The organism is Streptomyces goshikiensis, assembly GCF_014650555.1.
In the GTDB taxonomy this organism is placed as follows: Bacteria; Actinomycetota; Actinomycetes; order Streptomycetales; family Streptomycetaceae; genus Streptomyces; species Streptomyces goshikiensis.
In genome coordinates, this window is sequence record NZ_BMVE01000002.1 from 836,087 (window position 1) to 852,285 (window position 16,199).

Annotated in this window: 10 protein-coding genes; 9 read left to right on the plus strand and 1 reads right to left on the minus strand. The window is 71.2% G+C overall.

Features of this window, described 5'->3' with window-relative positions; all coding sequences use genetic code 11:
* The first annotated feature begins 1 nt into the window (after position 1).
* From IE248_RS08985 to IE248_RS09025, 9 genes are all read left to right on the plus strand, one after another.
* Positions 2 to 460 (plus strand): Lrp/AsnC family transcriptional regulator, encoded by a 459-nt coding sequence (locus IE248_RS08985; protein ID WP_037792957.1) that lies wholly within the window; start codon positions 2 to 4, stop codon positions 458 to 460.
* Positions 461 to 542: 82 nt separating this feature from the next.
* Entirely contained in the window at positions 543 to 1,109 is a 567-nt protein-coding gene (locus IE248_RS08990) for a PadR family transcriptional regulator (RefSeq protein WP_008741204.1), read from the plus strand.
* Positions 1,110 to 1,173: 64 nt separating this feature from the next.
* Positions 1,174 to 2,901: an acyl-CoA dehydrogenase family protein gene (locus IE248_RS08995; protein ID WP_008741205.1), complete on the plus strand. Its 1,728-nt coding sequence runs from the start codon at positions 1,174 to 1,176 to the stop codon at positions 2,899 to 2,901.
* A 134-nt stretch (positions 2,902 to 3,035) separates the two neighbouring features.
* The gene (gene recQ, locus IE248_RS09000; protein ID WP_190030348.1) at positions 3,036 to 5,066 is read left to right on the plus strand and encodes a DNA helicase RecQ; all 2,031 of its coding nucleotides are present in this window, start codon (positions 3,036 to 3,038) and stop codon (positions 5,064 to 5,066) included.
* A 296-nt stretch (positions 5,067 to 5,362) separates the two neighbouring features.
* On the plus strand, positions 5,363 to 6,871 hold the full coding sequence (locus IE248_RS09005; protein WP_190030349.1) for an aldehyde dehydrogenase family protein: 1,509 nt from the start codon (positions 5,363 to 5,365) through the stop codon (positions 6,869 to 6,871).
* The gene (locus IE248_RS09010) at positions 6,868 to 8,394 is read left to right on the plus strand and encodes a GMC family oxidoreductase (RefSeq protein WP_190030350.1); all 1,527 of its coding nucleotides are present in this window, start codon (positions 6,868 to 6,870) and stop codon (positions 8,392 to 8,394) included. Before IE248_RS09005 ends, IE248_RS09010 begins: the two co-directional genes overlap by 4 nt.
* Positions 8,391 to 9,485: a quaternary amine ABC transporter ATP-binding protein gene (locus IE248_RS09015; protein WP_190030351.1), complete on the plus strand. Its 1,095-nt coding sequence runs from the start codon at positions 8,391 to 8,393 to the stop codon at positions 9,483 to 9,485. The genes IE248_RS09010 and IE248_RS09015 overlap by 4 nt, the downstream gene beginning before the upstream one ends.
* Positions 9,486 to 9,567: 82 nt before the next feature.
* A complete protein-coding gene (locus IE248_RS09020) occupies positions 9,568 to 11,541 on the plus strand; it encodes an ABC transporter permease subunit (protein ID WP_100580240.1) in 1,974 nt (657 codons plus the stop codon).
* A gap of 1 nt (position 11,542) precedes the next feature.
* Positions 11,543 to 12,508 carry an ABC transporter substrate-binding protein gene (locus IE248_RS09025; RefSeq protein WP_073796741.1) on the plus strand — a complete coding sequence of 322 codons (966 nt, stop codon included), beginning with the start codon at positions 11,543 to 11,545 and terminating at the stop codon, positions 12,506 to 12,508.
* A 97-nt stretch (positions 12,509 to 12,605) separates the two neighbouring features.
* Here IE248_RS09025 and IE248_RS09030 read toward each other — a convergent pair whose 3' ends face one another.
* Positions 12,606 to 15,749, minus strand: a complete 3,144-nt coding sequence (locus tag IE248_RS09030) for an FG-GAP-like repeat-containing protein (RefSeq protein ID WP_190030352.1) — start codon at positions 15,747 to 15,749, stop codon at positions 12,606 to 12,608.
* Positions 15,750 to 16,199: the final 450 nt, after the last annotated feature.

Sequence of the window (16,199 nt, forward strand, 5' to 3'; positions counted from 1 at the left end):
GATGGACGCAGTCGATCTGCAGATCATCCGTGAGTTGCAGGCCGATGGCCGGCTGTCCAACCAGGACCTCGCCGACCGGGTCCGGCTGTCCCCGTCACCCTGTCTGCGCCGGGTCCGCAGGCTGGAGGAGATGGGCCTGATCCGCGGCTACACGGCGATGGTCGACCAAGTCGGCTTCGGGCTCCCGATCACCGTGTTCGTCCGGATACGGCTGGAACGCCACACCGGCGAGGCGGTCCGGGTCTTCGAGGCGCACGTCGCCGTCATCGAGCACATCCAGGACTGCTACCTGATGGCCGGAAGCAGCGACTACCTGCTCCGGGTCGTCATCGAGAGCCTGGAGGCGTACGAGGCGCTGGTGCGCCACCGGATCCACGCCATTCCCGGCATCGCCTCGATCGAGTCCAGCTTCGCGTTCGGCAGTGTGAAGCAGTCCCGCGTCTACCCGCGCCCCGCCTGACGCGGCCGATGCCGGGGTGAGCCGCGTCTCACCCGGGCGCAGCCGCTTGTCTATGCAACCAGTTGCATAGAAGGATCGCGGTATGGCGCTCGAACACGCGATCCTCGTCTCGCTGCTGGAGAAGCCGGGCTCGGGCTATGAGCTCGCCCGGCGGTTCGACCGGTCCATCGGCTACTTCTGGACCGCCACCCACCAGCAGATCTACCGCGTGCTCGCGCGCATGGAGAGCGCCGGACTGCTCGCCGTCCGCGTGGTCGCCCAGCAGGGCCGGCCGGACAAGAAGGAATACTCCGTCGCCGCCCCCGGCCGGGCCGCCCTCTCCCAGTGGCTGCACGAGCCGATCGAGCCCGAGAGCCTGCGGCACGACCTCGCCGTGAAGATCCGCGGCGCGGCCTTCGACGACCCGGCCGCGCTGGTCCGCGAGGTCGAACGGCACCGCCGGGTCCACGGCGACCGGCTCGCGCACTACCTCGCCGGCGAACTGCGCGACTTCACCGGGCCCGAGGCCCCCGCGCCGCCCGACGCCGGCCAGGAACTCCAGCACGTCGTCCTGCGCGGGGGCATCGCCTACGAGCGCATGACGATCGCCTGGCTAGACGACGTGCTCGCCACCGTCCGCCGGCTCGGCGCGCCCCGCCCGCCCGCCTGAGCCGCCCCGCCCCCCCACGTCTTCGTCCACCCTTCACCCCGCAACCCCCGGAAGGCGAACCTCCATGGCCGACTCCCTGCTGTTCAACCCGCGCACCTACGACCCGCAGCACTTCGACCCCGAGACCCGCAGGCTGCTGCGCGCCACCGTCGACTGGTTCGAGGAGCGCGGCAAGCGGAAGCTGATCGAGGACTACCGCACCCGCGCCTGGCTCGGGGACTTCATCGCCTTCTCGGCCAAGGAAGGCCTGTTCGCCACCTTCCTCACCCCCGCCTCCGCCGCCGACGGCCGGCCGGACCGGCGCTGGGACACCGCCCGGATCGCCGCCCTCAACGAGATCTTCGGGTTCTACGGCCTCGACTACTGGTACGCCTGGCAGGTGACCATCCTCGGCCTCGGTCCCGTCTGGCAGAGCGACAACGCCGCCGCCCGCGCCCGCGCCGCCGAACTCCTCTCCCAGGGCGAGGTGTTCGCCTTCGGCCTGTCCGAGAAGACCCACGGCGCCGACATCTACTCCACCGACATGCTGCTGGAGCCGGCCACCGACGGTTCCGGCGGATTCCGCGCCACCGGCTCCAAGTACTACATCGGCAACGGCAACGCCGCCGGTCTCGTCTCCGTCTTCGGCCGCCGCACCGACATCGAGGGCCCGGACGGGTACGTCTTCTTCGCCGCCGACAGCCGCCACCCGGCGTACCGCCTGGTCAAGAACGTCGTCGACTCCTCCAAGTACGTCAGCGAGTTCCGTCTGGAGGACTACCCGGTCTCCGCGGACGACGTCCTGCACACCGGCCGCGCTGCCTTCGACGCCGCCCTCAACACCGTCAACGTCGGCAAGTTCAACCTCTGCACCGCCTCCATCGGCATCTGCGAGCACGCGATGTACGAGGCCGTCACCCACGCGCAGAACCGCGTCCTGTACGGCCGTCCCGTCACCGCCTTCCCGCACGTGCGCCGCGAGCTGGCCGACGCGTACGTCCGCCTCGTCGGGATGAAGCTCTTCAGCGACCGCGCCGTCGACTACTTCCGCACCGCCGGCCCCGACGACCGCCGGTACCTGCTCTTCAACCCGATGACGAAGATGAAGGTGACCACGGAGGGCGAGAAGGTCATCGACCTGCTGTGGGACGTCATCGCCGCCAAGGGCTTCGAGAAGGACACGTACTTCGCCCAGGCGGCGGTCGAGATCCGCGGCCTGCCCAAGCTGGAGGGCACGGTCCACGTCAACCTCGCGCTGATCCTCAAGTTCATGCGCAACCACCTGCTGGACCCCGCCGAGTACGCGCCCGTCCCGACCCGCCTCGACGCGGCCGACGACGCGTTCCTCTTCCGGCAGGGCCCGGCCCGGGGTCTGGGCTCCGTACGCTTCCACGACTGGCGCCCCGCCTTCGACGCGTACGCCGCCGTGCCGAACGTCGCCCGCTTCCGCGAGCAGGCCGACGCCCTGTGCGAGTTCGTCACCACCGCCGCCCCCGACGAGCGGCAGAGCCGCGACCTCGACCTCCTCCTCGCCGTCGGCCAGCTCTTCGCGCTGGTCGTCCACGGCCAGCTGATCCTGGAGCAGGCCCGCCTGACCGGCCTCGACGAGGACGTGCTGGACGAGCTGTTCTCCGTCCTCGTACGCGACTTCTCGGCGCACGCCGTCGAGCTGCACGGCAAGGACTCCGCGACCGAGCCGCAGCAGACCTGGGCCCTCGGCGCGGTCCGCCGCCCGGTCGTCGACGAGGCCCGCGCGGCCCGCGTCTGGGCCCGCGTCGAGGCCCTGTCCGGCTCCTACGAGATGGCCCCGTAACCGACGCGGGGCAGCCGGCCGGCCCCGGGCACCCGCCCCGGGCCGGCCGGCGGCCCACCCGCGGCCCCCGCGCGCCGTCCACGGGTTGCGGTGGACGGAGCCGGGGTGTCGGCGGGTGCGGCTAGGCTTCGAGGATGGCCCTTCCGGACGCTTCCCCCTCGACCTCCGACGCTCTGCAGGTACTGCACCGAGTCTTCGGTTACAGCTCCTTCCGCGGCGAGCAGCAGGAGATCATCGAGCAGCTCGTCGGCGGCGGTGACGCCCTCGTGCTGATGCCGACCGGCGGCGGCAAGTCGCTCTGCTACCAGATCCCGGCCCTGGTCAGAGAGGGCACGGGCATCGTGATCTCTCCCCTCATCGCGCTGATGCAGGACCAGGTGAACGCGCTCACCGCCCTCGGGGTCCGGGCCGGCTTCCTGAACTCGACGCAGCTGTCCCACGAGCGGCAGGCCGTCGAGCGGGCCTTCCTCGCCGACGAGCTGGACCTGCTCTACCTGGCTCCCGAGCGACTGCGCTCCGAGAGCACCCAGCGGCTGCTCGACCAGGGCAAGGTCTCGCTGTTCGCGATCGACGAGGCGCACTGCGTCGCCCAGTGGGGCCACGACTTCCGGCCGGACTACCTCGCGCTGTCCATGCTGCACGAGCGCTGGCCCAAGGTGCCGCGCATCGCGCTGACCGCGACGGCCACCGAGGCCACCCACGCCGAGATCGTGGCGCGGCTCGGCCTGGAGGACGCCCGGCACTTCGTCGCCAGCTTCGACCGGCCGAACATCCAGTACCGCATCGCGGGGAAGAACAACCCGCTCAAGCAGCTCCTGGAACTGATCCGGACCGAGCACGACGGGGACGCCGGCGTCGTCTACTGCCTCTCGCGGTCCTCGGTGGAGAAGACCGCGGCCTTCCTGGCCGAGCAGGGCATCGACGCCGTGGCCTACCACGCCGGCATGGACGCCCGTACGCGCGCGGCGAACCAGGCGCGCTTCCTGCGGGACGAGGGGGTCGTGGTGGTGGCCACGATCGCGTTCGGCATGGGCATCGACAAGCCGGACGTCCGCTTCGTGGCGCACCTGGACCTCCCGAAGTCCGTCGAGGGCTACTACCAGGAGACCGGCCGCGCCGGCCGTGACGGCGAGCCGGCCACGGCATGGCTGGCGTACGGCCTGCAGGACGTGGTCCAGCAGCGCAAGCTCATCGAGGGCTCCGAGGGCGACGAGGCGCACCGCCGGTCCCTGGGCATGCACCTGGACGCCATGCTGGCGCTGTGCGAGACGGTCGACTGCCGCCGCGTCCGGCTGCTGGAGTACTTCGGGCAGTCGGGGGAGCCCTGCGGCAACTGCGACACCTGCCTGACGCCGGCCGAGTCCTGGGACGGGACGGTCGCGGCGCAGAAACTGCTCTCCACGGTCTGGAGGCTGGCCAAGGAACGCCGCCAGAAGTTCGGCGCCGGCCAGATCATCGACATCCTCCAGGGCAAGAAGACGGCGAAGGTCATCCAGTTCGACCACGACGGGCTCTCGGTGTTCGGCGTCGGGTCGGACCTGAGCACCGCGGAGTGGCGCGGGGTCGTGCGCCAGCTGCTGGCGCTGCGGCTGCTGGCGGTGGAGGGCGACTACGGGACGCTCGTCCTGACGGACGCCAGCGGAGAGGTGCTGGGAGGCCGCCGGACCGTCCAGATGCGGAAGGAGAAGGCGGTCGCCGCTTCGCCCCGCAAGGAATCCGGGTCGCGCTCCGGGAAGGGCGCCCGGGTGCCGGTGGACCTGCCGGCCGCGGCCGAACCGGTCTTCCTGGCCCTGCGGGCCTGGCGGGCCGCGACGGCGCGGGAGCAGGGCGTACCGGCGTACGTCGTCTTCCACGACGCGACGCTGCGGGAGATCGCGACGCGGCTCCCCGCCACCGTGGAGGAACTGGGCACCATCGGCGGTGTGGGCGAGGCCAAGCTCACCAAGTACGCCGAGGGCGTCCTGGACACCCTGGCGCAGTGCGAATCCGGCGCTCCCACGGCCGCCGGCGCTCCCGCCGCGCCCGCGTCCGCCGCGCCCGCGGCCCGGGCGGCCGCCGCCCCGGTGGCACGTCATGCGGAGCCGGAGCCGGAGCCGGAGCCGGAAGAGCCGCCCTTCGACCTGGACGAGGAGAACCCGCCGCCCTGGGACGAGGACTGGCAGTAGCCCGTCCCCTGATCGCGCCCCGGGGTTCCGCCCCGGGGCGTCGCCGGATCCGTGGCCCGGATCCGCCGGCGACGGCCGCCCTCACTCTGCGTGACGGCCTGTGACAGCCGTATGTTCCCTGTGTTTCCGCAGCGCCCCCAGCCGGGCGGTATGTCCGTGTTTCGGCCCTCTTCGTACGTGAAGCAGAACACTCTCCGCGAACCATTGCGCATGGATCTCGGGAGTCGGGGCACATGGCCGGACCGTGTCGGTGCAAACCGACAGGGGGACGCACGGAACGAAAGGCCATACGCAACGTGACGGCAGCACAACAGAGCATCCATGTGGGCGGAGAGTGGCGCGCAGCCCTGTCCGGAGCCACGCGCGAGATCATCGACCCCGTCGACGCGACCGCCTTCGCGGTCGTGGCCGAAGGCGGCGTCCAGGACACCGACGACGCCGTGGCCGTGGCACGTGCCGCGTTCGACGACGGTGCCTGGCCGCGCACACCGGTCGCCGAGCGGGCTGCCCTGCTGCGGCGGGTCGCCGCCCTCCTGGAGCGCGACCGCGAGCGGATCGGCGCCCTGGAGAGCCAGGACGCGGGCAAGACGCTGGAAGAGGGCCGTGTCGACGTCGACTGCGTCCGCGACGCCTTCCTCTACTTCGCCGACCTCGTCGCGAACGAGGACGGCGGCCGCGTCGTCGACGCCGGTTCCGACGAGATCCGCAGTGTCGTCGTGCACGAGCCGGTCGGCGTCTGCGCCCTGATCACCCCGTGGAACTACCCGCTGCTCCAGGCCAGCTGGAAGATCGCCCCCGCGCTCGCCGCCGGCAACACGTTCGTGATCAAGCCCAGCGAGATCACCCCGCTGACCACCGTCGTGCTGATCGAACTGCTCCTGGAGGCCGGACTCCCGCTCGGCGCCGCCAATATCGTCACCGGCCCCGGTGACACGGTCGGCGCCCGGCTCGCCGAGCACCCCGACGTCGACCTCGTCTCCTTCACGGGCGGTCTCGTCAGCGGCACGAAGGTCGCCCGGGCGGCCGTCGACAGCGTGAAGAAGGTCGCCCTCGAACTCGGCGGCAAGAACCCCAACGTGGTCTTCGCCGACTCCTGCTCGACGGCCGAGGGATTCGACACCGCCGTCGACCAGGCGCTCAACGCCGCCTTCATCCACAGCGGCCAGGTCTGCTCCGCCGGCTCCCGCCTCATCATCGAGGAGTCGCTGCGCGACCGCTTCGTCGCCGAACTCGCCCGCCGGGCCGAACTGATCCGGCTCGGACGCGGCACCGACGAGGGCGTCGAGTGCGGTCCGCTGGTCTCCGCGGCCCAGCTGGCGAGGACCGAGTCGTACGTGGCCTCCGCCCTCGCCGAGGGCGCGGTCCTGCGCGCGGGCGGCGAGAAGCCGGCCGGCCCCGGCTACTTCTTCCGGCCCACGGTCCTCGACCGGTGCCACCGCGGCATGCGCGTCATCCGCGAAGAGGTCTTCGGCCCCGTCCTCACCGTGGAGACCTTCCGCACCGAGGAAGAGGCCGTCGCCCTCGCCAACGACACCGAGTACGGCCTCGCCGGAGCGGTCTGGACCTCCAACGCGGACCGCGCCCGGCGCGTCGCCGGCCTGCTGCGCCACGGCACCGTCTGGATCAACGACTTCCACCCCTACCTGCCGCAGGCGGAGTGGGGTGGCTTCGGGAAGTCCGGCATCGGCCGCGAACTGGGCCCTGGTGGCCTCGGCGAATACCGCGAGGCCAAGCACATCTACCAGAACCTCGCTCCGCGCCCCGTGCGCTGGTTCGCGGGCACGACGGCGAAGGACCGGGCATGAACGACCAGCACCTGTACGACTACGTCGTCGTCGGCGGCGGCACCGCGGGTTCCGTGATCGCCTCCCGGCTGACCGAGGACCCCGACGTCAGCGTCGCCGTCATCGAGGGCGGCCCCAGCGACGTCGGCCGTGACGAAGTCCTGACCCTGCGCCGCTGGATGGGCCTGCTCGGCGGGGAGCTGGACTACGACTACCCCACCACCGCGCAGCCCCGCGGCAACTCCCACATCCGCCACAGCCGTGCGCGGGTGCTGGGCGGCTGTTCCTCGCACAACACCCTCATCTCGTTCAAGCCGCTCCCCTCCGACTGGGACGAGTGGGCCGAGGCGGGCGCCGACGGGTGGGACGCGGCGGCCATGGACCCCTACTTCGCCCGGCTGCGCAACAACATCGTCCCCGTCGACGAGGCCGACCGGAACGCGATCGCCCGGGACTTCGTCGACGCCGCGCAGAGCGCGCTCGGCGTGCCGCGCGTCGAGGGCTTCAACCGGGGCCCCTTCGACGAGGGCGTCGGCTTCTTCGACCTCGCCTACCACCCCGAGAACAACAAGCGGTCGTCCGCCTCCGTCGCGTACCTGCACCCGTTCCTGGACCGGCCGAACCTGCACATCGCCCTGGAGACCTGGGCGTACCGGCTGGAGCTGGAAGGCACCCGCGCCACCGGCGTGCACATCCGTACCAAGGAGGGCGCGGAGCACGTCGTACGCGCCCGGCGCGAGGTCCTGGTGTGCGCCGGGGCCGTGGACACCCCGCGCCTGCTACTGCACTCCGGGATCGGGCCGCGCGCCGACCTGGAGAAGCTCGGCATCCCCGTCGCGCTCGACCTGCCGGGCGTCGGGGAGAACCTGCTCGACCACCCCGAGTCGGTCATCGTGTGGGAGACGCACGGCCCGATCCCGGAGAACTCCGCGATGGACTCCGACGCCGGACTGTTCGTCCGCCGGGACCCCGACGCCAAGGGCCCGGACCTGATGTTCCACTTCTACCAGATCCCCTTCACCGACAACCCGGAGCGCCTGGGCTACGAACGGCCCGCGCACGGCGTGTCGCTGACCCCGAACATCCCCAAGCCGCGCAGCCGCGGCCGGCTCTACCTGACGAGCGCCGACCCCGAGGTCAAGCCCGCCCTCGACTTCCGGTACTTCACCGACGAGGACGACTACGACGGCCGGACCCTCGTCGACGGGATCCGCATCGCCCGGCAGATCGCGGCGAGCGAACCGCTGGCCGGCTGGCTCAAGCGCGAGGTGTGCCCGGGGCCCGAGGTGACCTCCGACGAGGAGCTCAGCGCGTACGCGCGCCAGGTCGCCCACACCGTCTACCACCCCGCCGGCACCTGCCGGATGGGGGCCGCCGACGACGAACTCGCCGTCGTCGCACCAGATTTGAAGATCCGGGGCCTCGACGGCATCCGGATCGCCGACGCGTCCGTTTTTCCCACCATGACCGCCGTCAATCCGATGATCGGCGTCCTCATGGTCGGCGAGAAATGTGCCGACCTGCTGGGAGGAACCACTCGATGAACACTCCGCCGCACACCGCGACCGCGCCGCAGACCACCGCCACCGCGGAATCCGTCTTCTCCGTCCGCGACCTGTGGAAGGTCTTCGGTCCGAAGGCCGAACGGGTGCCCGCCGACCAGGAGCTCCGGGGGCTCGACCCCGCCGAACTGCGCGAGCGCACCGGCTGCACCGCCGCCGTCCGCGACGTCTCCTTCGACGTCCGCAAGGGCGAGGTCTTCGTCGTCATGGGCCTCTCGGGCTCGGGCAAGTCGACGCTCGTACGCTGCCTGACCCGGCTCATCGAGCCGACCTCGGGCACCGTCTCCATCGACGGCGAGGACGTGCTGTCCATGGACACCGGCCGGCTCCGCGAGCTGCGCCGGCACCGGGCCGCCATGGTCTTCCAGCACTTCGGTCTGCTGCCGCACCGGACGGTGCTCGACAACGTCGCCTACGGCCTGGAGATCCAGGGCGTGGGACGCGGCGAACGGCGCGAGCGTGCGGCGGAGTTCGTCACCCAGGTCGGCCTCGACGGCATGGAAGACCGTCGGCCGAGCCAGCTGTCCGGCGGCCAGCAGCAGCGCGTCGGCCTGGCCCGCGCGCTCGCCGTGGACCCCGAAGTCCTGCTGTTCGACGAGCCGTTCAGCGCGCTGGACCCGCTGATCCGCCGGGACATGCAGGAGGAGGTCGTACGCCTTCACCAGGACGAGGGGCGCACGATGGTCTTCATCACGCACGACCTGAGCGAGGCGCTGAAGCTCGGCGACCGCATCGCGCTGATGCGCGACGGCCGGATCGTCCAGCTCGGCACCCCGGAGGAGATCGTGGGCGCCCCCGCCGACGACTACGTCAGGGACTTCGTCCGGGACGTACCGCGCGAGCAGGTCCTGACCGTCCGCTCGGCGATGCGCCCCGCCCTCGGCGACGAGCGCGAGGCCGGCCCCGCGCTCGCCCCCAGCGCCACCGTCCACGAGGCCATCGAGGCCGTCGCCCGTACCGGCGAGAACGCCCGCGTCGTCGAAGGCGGCAGGTGCCTCGGCGTGGTCGACCACGCGGGACTCCTCGGTGTCGTCGCCGGGGTACCGGCAGCGGCGGACAAGGCGGTGGCCTGATGTACTCCCATACGACCTGGCCGCCGCCGTGCGGCACGACCGGCGCCGACGCGCTGACGGGCGCCACCGGGCGGTGGGGCCGATGACCGCCACCGTCACCCCCGCCACCACGGGCTCCGCGGCCGCCACGGACACCGGGTCCGGCGTGCTGCGCGCGCTCACGCGCCACCGCGGCCGGCTCATCGTCGCCTGCGCGGCCGTGGCCCTCGTCCTCGGCGCCGTGTTCCTGGGCGCCGGGAACTGGCCGGCCTCGCTCTCCGTCGACCTGTCCGGACCGCTGAAGAGCACCAGCGACTGGATCATCGACAACCGCGACGGCCACCCGCTGTTCCTCTACTTCCTCGGACACGTCAGCAACGCCGTGGTCGTCTCCGTCCGCGCCGTGTACCTGGTGCTGCTCGCCCTCGGCTGGGCCGGCGTCACCGCCGCCGCCACGCTGGTGGCCTGGCGCGTCGCCGGAGTCCGGCTCGCGCTGACCTCCCTCGCCGCCTTCGCCGTCTGCGGAGTGCTCGGGATGTGGGTCCCCACCATGCAGACGCTCGCCCTGATGGTCGTCGCCGTCGCCGCCTCCGTGCTGCTCGGCGGCCTCCTCGGGCTGGCCGCCGGCCTCTCGGACCGCATGCACCGCGTCCTGCGGCCCGTACTGGACACCATGCAGGTGCTGCCGGCCTTCGCGTACCTGCTGCCCGTCGTCCTCGTCTTCGGCATCGGCGTGCCCGCGGCCGTCCTGGCCACCGTCATCTACGCCGCCCCGCCCATGGCCCGGCTCACCGCGCTCGGGCTGCGCGACGCCGACGCCGGCGTCATGGAGGCCGCCACCTCCCTCGGCGCCACCGGCAGGCAGCGACTGCTGACGGCCAGGCTGCCGCTCGCCCGCAAGGAACTGCTGCTCGGCGTCAACCAGTCGATCATGATGGCGCTGGGCATGGCCGTGATCGCGTCCGTCATCGGCGCGGGCGGCCTCGGCGACCGCGTCTACCAGGCGCTGGCCTCCGTCGACGTCGGAGCGGCCCTCGCCGCCGGCGTGCCGATCGTGCTGCTCGCCATCGTCCTGGACCGGGTCACCGCCGCGGCCGGAGAGCGGATCGGCGCGGCCCCGGCCCACCGGTCCCGGCTCGGCTGGGCCATCGCCGCCGCGGCCACCGCCGCCGTCGCCCTCGGGACCCGGCTGGCCGACGCCCTCACCTGGCCCGACGGCTGGACGCTGGACATCGCCGAGCCCGTCAACCGGGCGGTCGACTGGATGACCGCCCACCTCTACTCCGGTGTGCCCGTCGTCGGAGGCACCGCCGACTGGGCGGGGCACTTCACCACGTGGGTCCTCAACCCCCTGCGCTCCGGCCTGCAGTGGCTGCCCTGGTGGGCGGTCCTGCTGACCATCGGCGTACTCGCCCTGCTCATCGGCACCTGGCGCACCGCCGTCACCGCCGTCCTGGCGATGGCCGCGATCGGCGTCCTCGGAGTCTGGGACCCGGCGCTCGACACGCTGTCCCAGGTGCTGGCCGCCGTCGCCGTGACGCTGCTGGTCGGCGTCGCCCTCGGCGTCGCCTCGGCACGCAGCAACCGCCTGGGACGCGCGCTGCGCCCGGTCCTCGACGTCTTCCAGACCATGCCGCAGTTCGTGTACCTGATCCCCGTCGTCGCCCTGTTCGGCGTCGGCCGCGCCCCGGCGGTCGCGGCCGCCGTGGTCTACGCGCTGCCCGCGGTGGTGCGGATCACGGCCCAGGGCGTCCGCGCGGTGAACCCCGCCGCCATGGAGTCCTCGCGCTCGCTGGGCGCGACCGGGCGCCAGCAGCTGCTCCAGGTGCAGCTGCCGCTGGCCCGGCCCGCGCTGCTGCTGGCCGTCAACCAGGGCGTCGTCCTGGTCCTCGCCGTGGTCGTCATCGGCGGCCTGGTGGGCGGCGGAGCGCTCGGCTACGACGCGGTCTTCGGTCTCGCCCAGGGCGACCTGGCGACCGGTCTGGTCGCCGGCGCGGCGATCGTCTGCCTCGGCCTGATGCTCGACCGCGTCACCCAGCCGACACAGCGCCGCGACCTCGCCGGAAAGGGGGCCTGACATGGCTCGCACACGCATCGCCGCCCTCGCGGCCGCGGCCGCCATCACCGTGACGGCCCTCACCGGCTGCGGCGCCGCCGACATGACCCGCCAGTCCTCCCCGTACGCCGACGCCAAGGGCTCCCGCACGGTGACGCTGTCCGTGCAGTCGTGGGTGGGCGCCCAGGCCAACGTGGCCGTCGCCCAGTACCTGCTGGAGCACGAGCTCGGCTACCGGGTGGACACCGTCCAGATCGACGAGGTGCCCGCCTGGGACGCCCTCAGCCAGGGCCGGGTGGACGCCATCCTGGAGGACTGGGGCCACCCGGAGCAGGAGAAGCGGTACATCGACGACAAGGGCACCATCGCCCGGGGCGGCGAACTCGGGGTGACCGGCCACATCGGCTGGTTCGTGCCGACGTACTTCGCCGAGGAACACCCGGACGTCACCGACTGGAAGAACCTGAACAAGTACGCCGACCAGCTCCGCACCGCGGAGAGCGGCGGCAAGGGCCAGTTGCTGGACGGCTCCCCGTCCTACGTGACGAACGACAAGGCGCTCGTGAACAACCTCGACCTCGACTACCAGGTCGTCTTCGCGGGATCCGAGGCGGCGCAGATCACGCAGATCAGACAGTTCGCCAAGGAGAAGAAGCCGTTCCTGACCTACTGGTACAAGCCCCAGTGGCTGTTCGAGAAGGTCCCGATGACGGAGGTGAAGCTCCCCGACTACAAGGAGGGCTGTGACGCCGACGCCGAGAAGGTCGCCTGCGCGTACCCGCACACGCCGCTGCAGAAGTTCCTCAACTCCCGCTTCGAGGCCGACGGGGGCGACGCCGCCGCCTTCCTGAAGAAGTTCCGGTGGACGACCGACATGCAGAACGACGTCTCCCTGATGATCGCGGACCAGAAGCTGTCGCCCCAGGAAGCGGCGGCCCGCTGGGTCAAGCAGAACGAGGCCACCTGGCGCACCTGGCTCCCGTCCTGACCCCCACGGGAAACGGTATCCGGGGGAACGGCGAGGCCCGGCGGAGGGAAGTGGCTCGCCACTTCCCTCCGCCGGGCCTTCCGCTACCTGTGGGGGCTCAGCCGAAGGCCTTCATGGCGCCCCAGCCGCCGACCACGACGAGCACGCCCCCGGTGGTGTCCGTCTCGGTGCAACGGTAGAGCTTCACGGTGCCTGAGCCGGTCAGTGCCCAGAGGTCGGGGATCCCGTCACCGCTGGTGTCGGGGGTGCCCATGACCATCGGGATGTTGGCCGCCGTCCAGTTCGCGCCGTAGGAGACGTCGGCACCGCCCAGGGAGGCCGCGCCCGAGGCGAGCGAGGCGATCGCCGTGCCGCCCTTGCCGTCGCTCTTGCCCTTGCGCAGCCACATCTTGCCGTCGCCGGGGTTGCGGTAGAGCAGGTCCTTCGCGCCGTCCTTGTTGATGTCGCCGACGTTGACCACGTCCAGCGGGTCCCAGCCCGAGGCGAGCTTGGTCGCTCCGCTGAAGCTCGCTCCGGTGTACCCGGTGAACGCCCACAGGTCGGAACCGGAGGTGGCCAGGAGGTCGGAGCGGCGGTCGTTGTCGAGGTCGCCCGCCGCGAAGATCTGCGTGAACGAGGACGGGGCGGGCGCGTTGGACGGCAGCCACAGCTCGGTGCGCTGCTCGATGTCCACACTGCCGTAGCCGTCGCCGCGGTACACGTAGAGCTTGCCGTCGGGCATCCGGGCGATCAGATCCTGGATGCCGTCACCGGGAGCGAAGTCGCCGTGGTGCGTGATCAGCGCCGGCTTGCCGTCGGAGCCCATCCAGTAGCCGGGGTGGTCGGCCTTGCCGTCCTTGTCGGTGTCGGCGGTGAGGTTGACACCGGCGCGGTGAGCGCCGGGGATGTTCATGTGCAGGTCTCCCGCGGCACCGGAGTACATGTCGAGGTTGCCCTCGGGCGTGATGACCCACAGGTCCGGCTGGGCGTCGCCGTTGGTGTCGCCGGGGGCGTCCGCGCTGTCGCGGGGTGACACGTTGAAGCGGTAACCAGTGGAGTCCGAGGGGTTGCCGGCCCCGTCCATGGCCCGCACGTAGAGCATGTTGGGTCCGGCCACGGGCGGTTTGAGGGCAACCGTGGCGTTGGCGCCGGCTGCCACCGCGACGCTGTGCGCGTCGTCGAAGCCCGGACCGTTGAAGGCGTACTGGTACTTGACGGTGGACGAGTCGTCGGAGGCGCCGAAGGTGAACTGTCCGGCCGTGCCGAACTTGACCGTGCTCCAGTTGCGGCCCGTGCCGTCGTCCTCAGGGAAGTTGCTGGAGGAGATGGCCGGCGAGTTCGGCTTCGTGGCGTCGTACACGAAGGTGCAGTCGGCGTTGCCGGCCGGGGCGAACTCGGAAGCCGCTCCGGTGGAGTCGATGGAGCGTACGGCCCAGTGGTACGTCTTGCCGTCGGTGAACTTGGACCGGGCGAGCGTGACGCTCTGGTGGCCGGAGCCGTCGACGCCCAGCTGCTGGTCGTAGAGCTTGCTGCTGCTGCCCGACTCCCACACCACGAAGTGCAGGGAGCTCAGGTCTCCGTCGTCGTCCTTGCCGGTGGCGGCGAAGACCAGGTCGGAGGCGCCGACCGCGGAGAACGGAGCGTCCGTGTCGCAGTCCGGTCCCGGGGACATGGTCAGGGCCTCGGGCACCCGCGGAGGACGGTTGTACGTGACCTTCATCCAGGGCGAGTTGGATCCGTCGGCCTTGAACTTCTTCCAGGAATAGGCCGACTTCTCGTCCGTGGCGCGCATGCCCAGCGTGATCGTGGGCCAGCCGTGGTCCATGGCCCTCTGAGCCGTGGCGGTCGTGGTGAAACGGACGTAGTCATCGGGGCAGCTGCTGTTGTACCCGTGTGCCGCGTCCACCGCCTGGATCTTGGTGTCCCAGGAGGGCTGGTTGTTCCAGGTGGTCTTGTTGCTGATGGTGCCGGTGTTCCAGAGCTCGACGGGCTTGGCCGTGCAGGACCAGGAGTACGTCTCCAGGGCGTAGAAGTACGCCTCGGAGACCCTCGCGCCCTGCATGGCGGGGTTCCACGCGATCGTGTAGAAGGAGCGGGACAGCCCGCCGGTGGTCGACTCGTAGCCCACGCGGGCCGTGTCGGTGCCGTCGTTGAAGTTGGTGCCGTTCCAGAAGCTGGACGACGGGTAGGTGCGGTACGCGGTGGTCCAGTTGTTGGTGCCGCCGTCGAACGAAGGATCGATGAAGACCGGGTAGACCGTTGACGCGTCCTTCAGCAGCTTCGCGTCCGGAACCAGCGCGAGCGTGCCGTCCTTCAACGCCGGCTGCACCAGTGCGTCGTGGGTACCCGGCTGCGGTCCGCCGAGGCCGGGCAGGGCGAGGACGTCGGCGGGGGTCCGGGGGGCGCCGGAGCCGGCGGGTGTCGCGGCGTCGCCGACCGTGGCCGGGTCGGCCTTGCCCGCGGAGTCCCACATGAACGGGGTGGGCGAGGAGGCGACCTCCTTGCCCTGACGGTCCGCGGCGCTCAGGCTCTTGGTGACCGGGTCGAGGCTGAAGACGAGGTCGGGCGAGCTCAATCCGTACGAGAGGCTCGCCAGGGCGGGGCTCGCGGCGGCTTCGGCGTTCTTGACCACCAAGACGTGGGAGAAGCCGGCATCGCGCGCGGTCAGCAACAGGTCGACTCCGGGCAGCACTTCCGGGTACAGGGCGCGAGGGCCCTCGATGATGGGCAGCGGAACCGGTCCGGGCCAGGACAGGGTCAGCCGGTGACCGCCGGTTTCGAGGGTGGCGAGCGGGGTCGTGCCCGCCCCGGCCGCGTCGAGAGGGGCCCGCTGGACGGACCGGGAAGAGCGCCCGGCCGTGCCGGCCGAGAAGACCGCGGGGTTGTTGACGGCCTTCGGCGCCCAGCCGTCATCGGTGCGGGTCAGCGTGGTGTCGATCTCCTTCCACTCACCGCCGACCTTGGCCCGTACCGGGCGGGTGTGCGCGGTCAGCTCGAAGCTGCCGTCCGGCATGGCCATGGTGCTGTTGGTCGCGGTGCGCAGCTCCGTGACCTCCACGGGCTTGCCGGTAGACCGGGCCTTGTCCTGCGCCTCGTCGTGGTCCAGCAGGCCGTTCGCCCGCGGGGCCCGGTTCGGGGCATCGTGGGACGGGCCGTCAGCGGGCAGCGCCAGCAGCCCGGCCGCCAGCGCGGCGGTGATGCCCAGGGCGGCGAGTCCCGCCGTTTTGCGATTCGGCCTGCGGCCGGGCCGGAGCCTTTTCACGGTCTGTCTTTCCCTCCCAGGCGGACTTCCGCAGGTCCATTCGGTCTGTTCACGTAATGGATCATGCGGTCCGCGCGGGCAGATCATGACGCATGGGCGCGCACGCTCCAATTCGAAGTGTGATCGGAACGTGACGTAGGTGGGAAATTTGAGGCGCGCGGAACTCCGGGCGGGCCTCCTGCGTCTCTCCTGGTGAGCTGTACCGATGGCTGAGATGAGTTGGGTGAACCGCATCAAATCGGTGAGTCCGGACAAACGGCATGCTGTTCTGGCTGGATTTGATCCCTTGCGATATGACCTATCGCATTCGCCGGATGAATGCCCGAAGCTGCGCACTCGCGATGAATCGGTAGGTCCGATACCCGTGGGCGTTATATCTCGTGATCGAGATCTCAGTGAAATGCATTGATTTGACGGCCGCATTCCCCCGCCTCAATGATGCGCGGACAA

Excerpts from the sequence above, each read along its gene's own strand:
- IE248_RS08985 (WP_037792957.1), top strand. The coding sequence starts at position 2 with ATGGACGCAGTCGATCTGCAGATCATCCGTGAGTTGCAGGCCGATGGC.
- IE248_RS08990 (WP_008741204.1), top strand. The coding sequence starts at position 543 with ATGGCGCTCGAACACGCGATCCTCGTCTCGCTGCTGGAGAAGCCGGGC.
- IE248_RS08995 (WP_008741205.1), top strand. The coding sequence starts at position 1,174 with ATGGCCGACTCCCTGCTGTTCAACCCGCGCACCTACGACCCGCAGCAC.
- recQ (WP_190030348.1), top strand. The coding sequence starts at position 3,036 with ATGGCCCTTCCGGACGCTTCCCCCTCGACCTCCGACGCTCTGCAGGTA.
- IE248_RS09010 (WP_190030350.1), top strand. The coding sequence starts at position 6,868 with ATGAACGACCAGCACCTGTACGACTACGTCGTCGTCGGCGGCGGCACC.
- IE248_RS09015 (WP_190030351.1), top strand. The coding sequence starts at position 8,391 with ATGAACACTCCGCCGCACACCGCGACCGCGCCGCAGACCACCGCCACC.
- IE248_RS09020 (WP_100580240.1), top strand. The coding sequence starts at position 9,568 with ATGACCGCCACCGTCACCCCCGCCACCACGGGCTCCGCGGCCGCCACG.
- IE248_RS09025 (WP_073796741.1), top strand. The coding sequence starts at position 11,543 with ATGGCTCGCACACGCATCGCCGCCCTCGCGGCCGCGGCCGCCATCACC.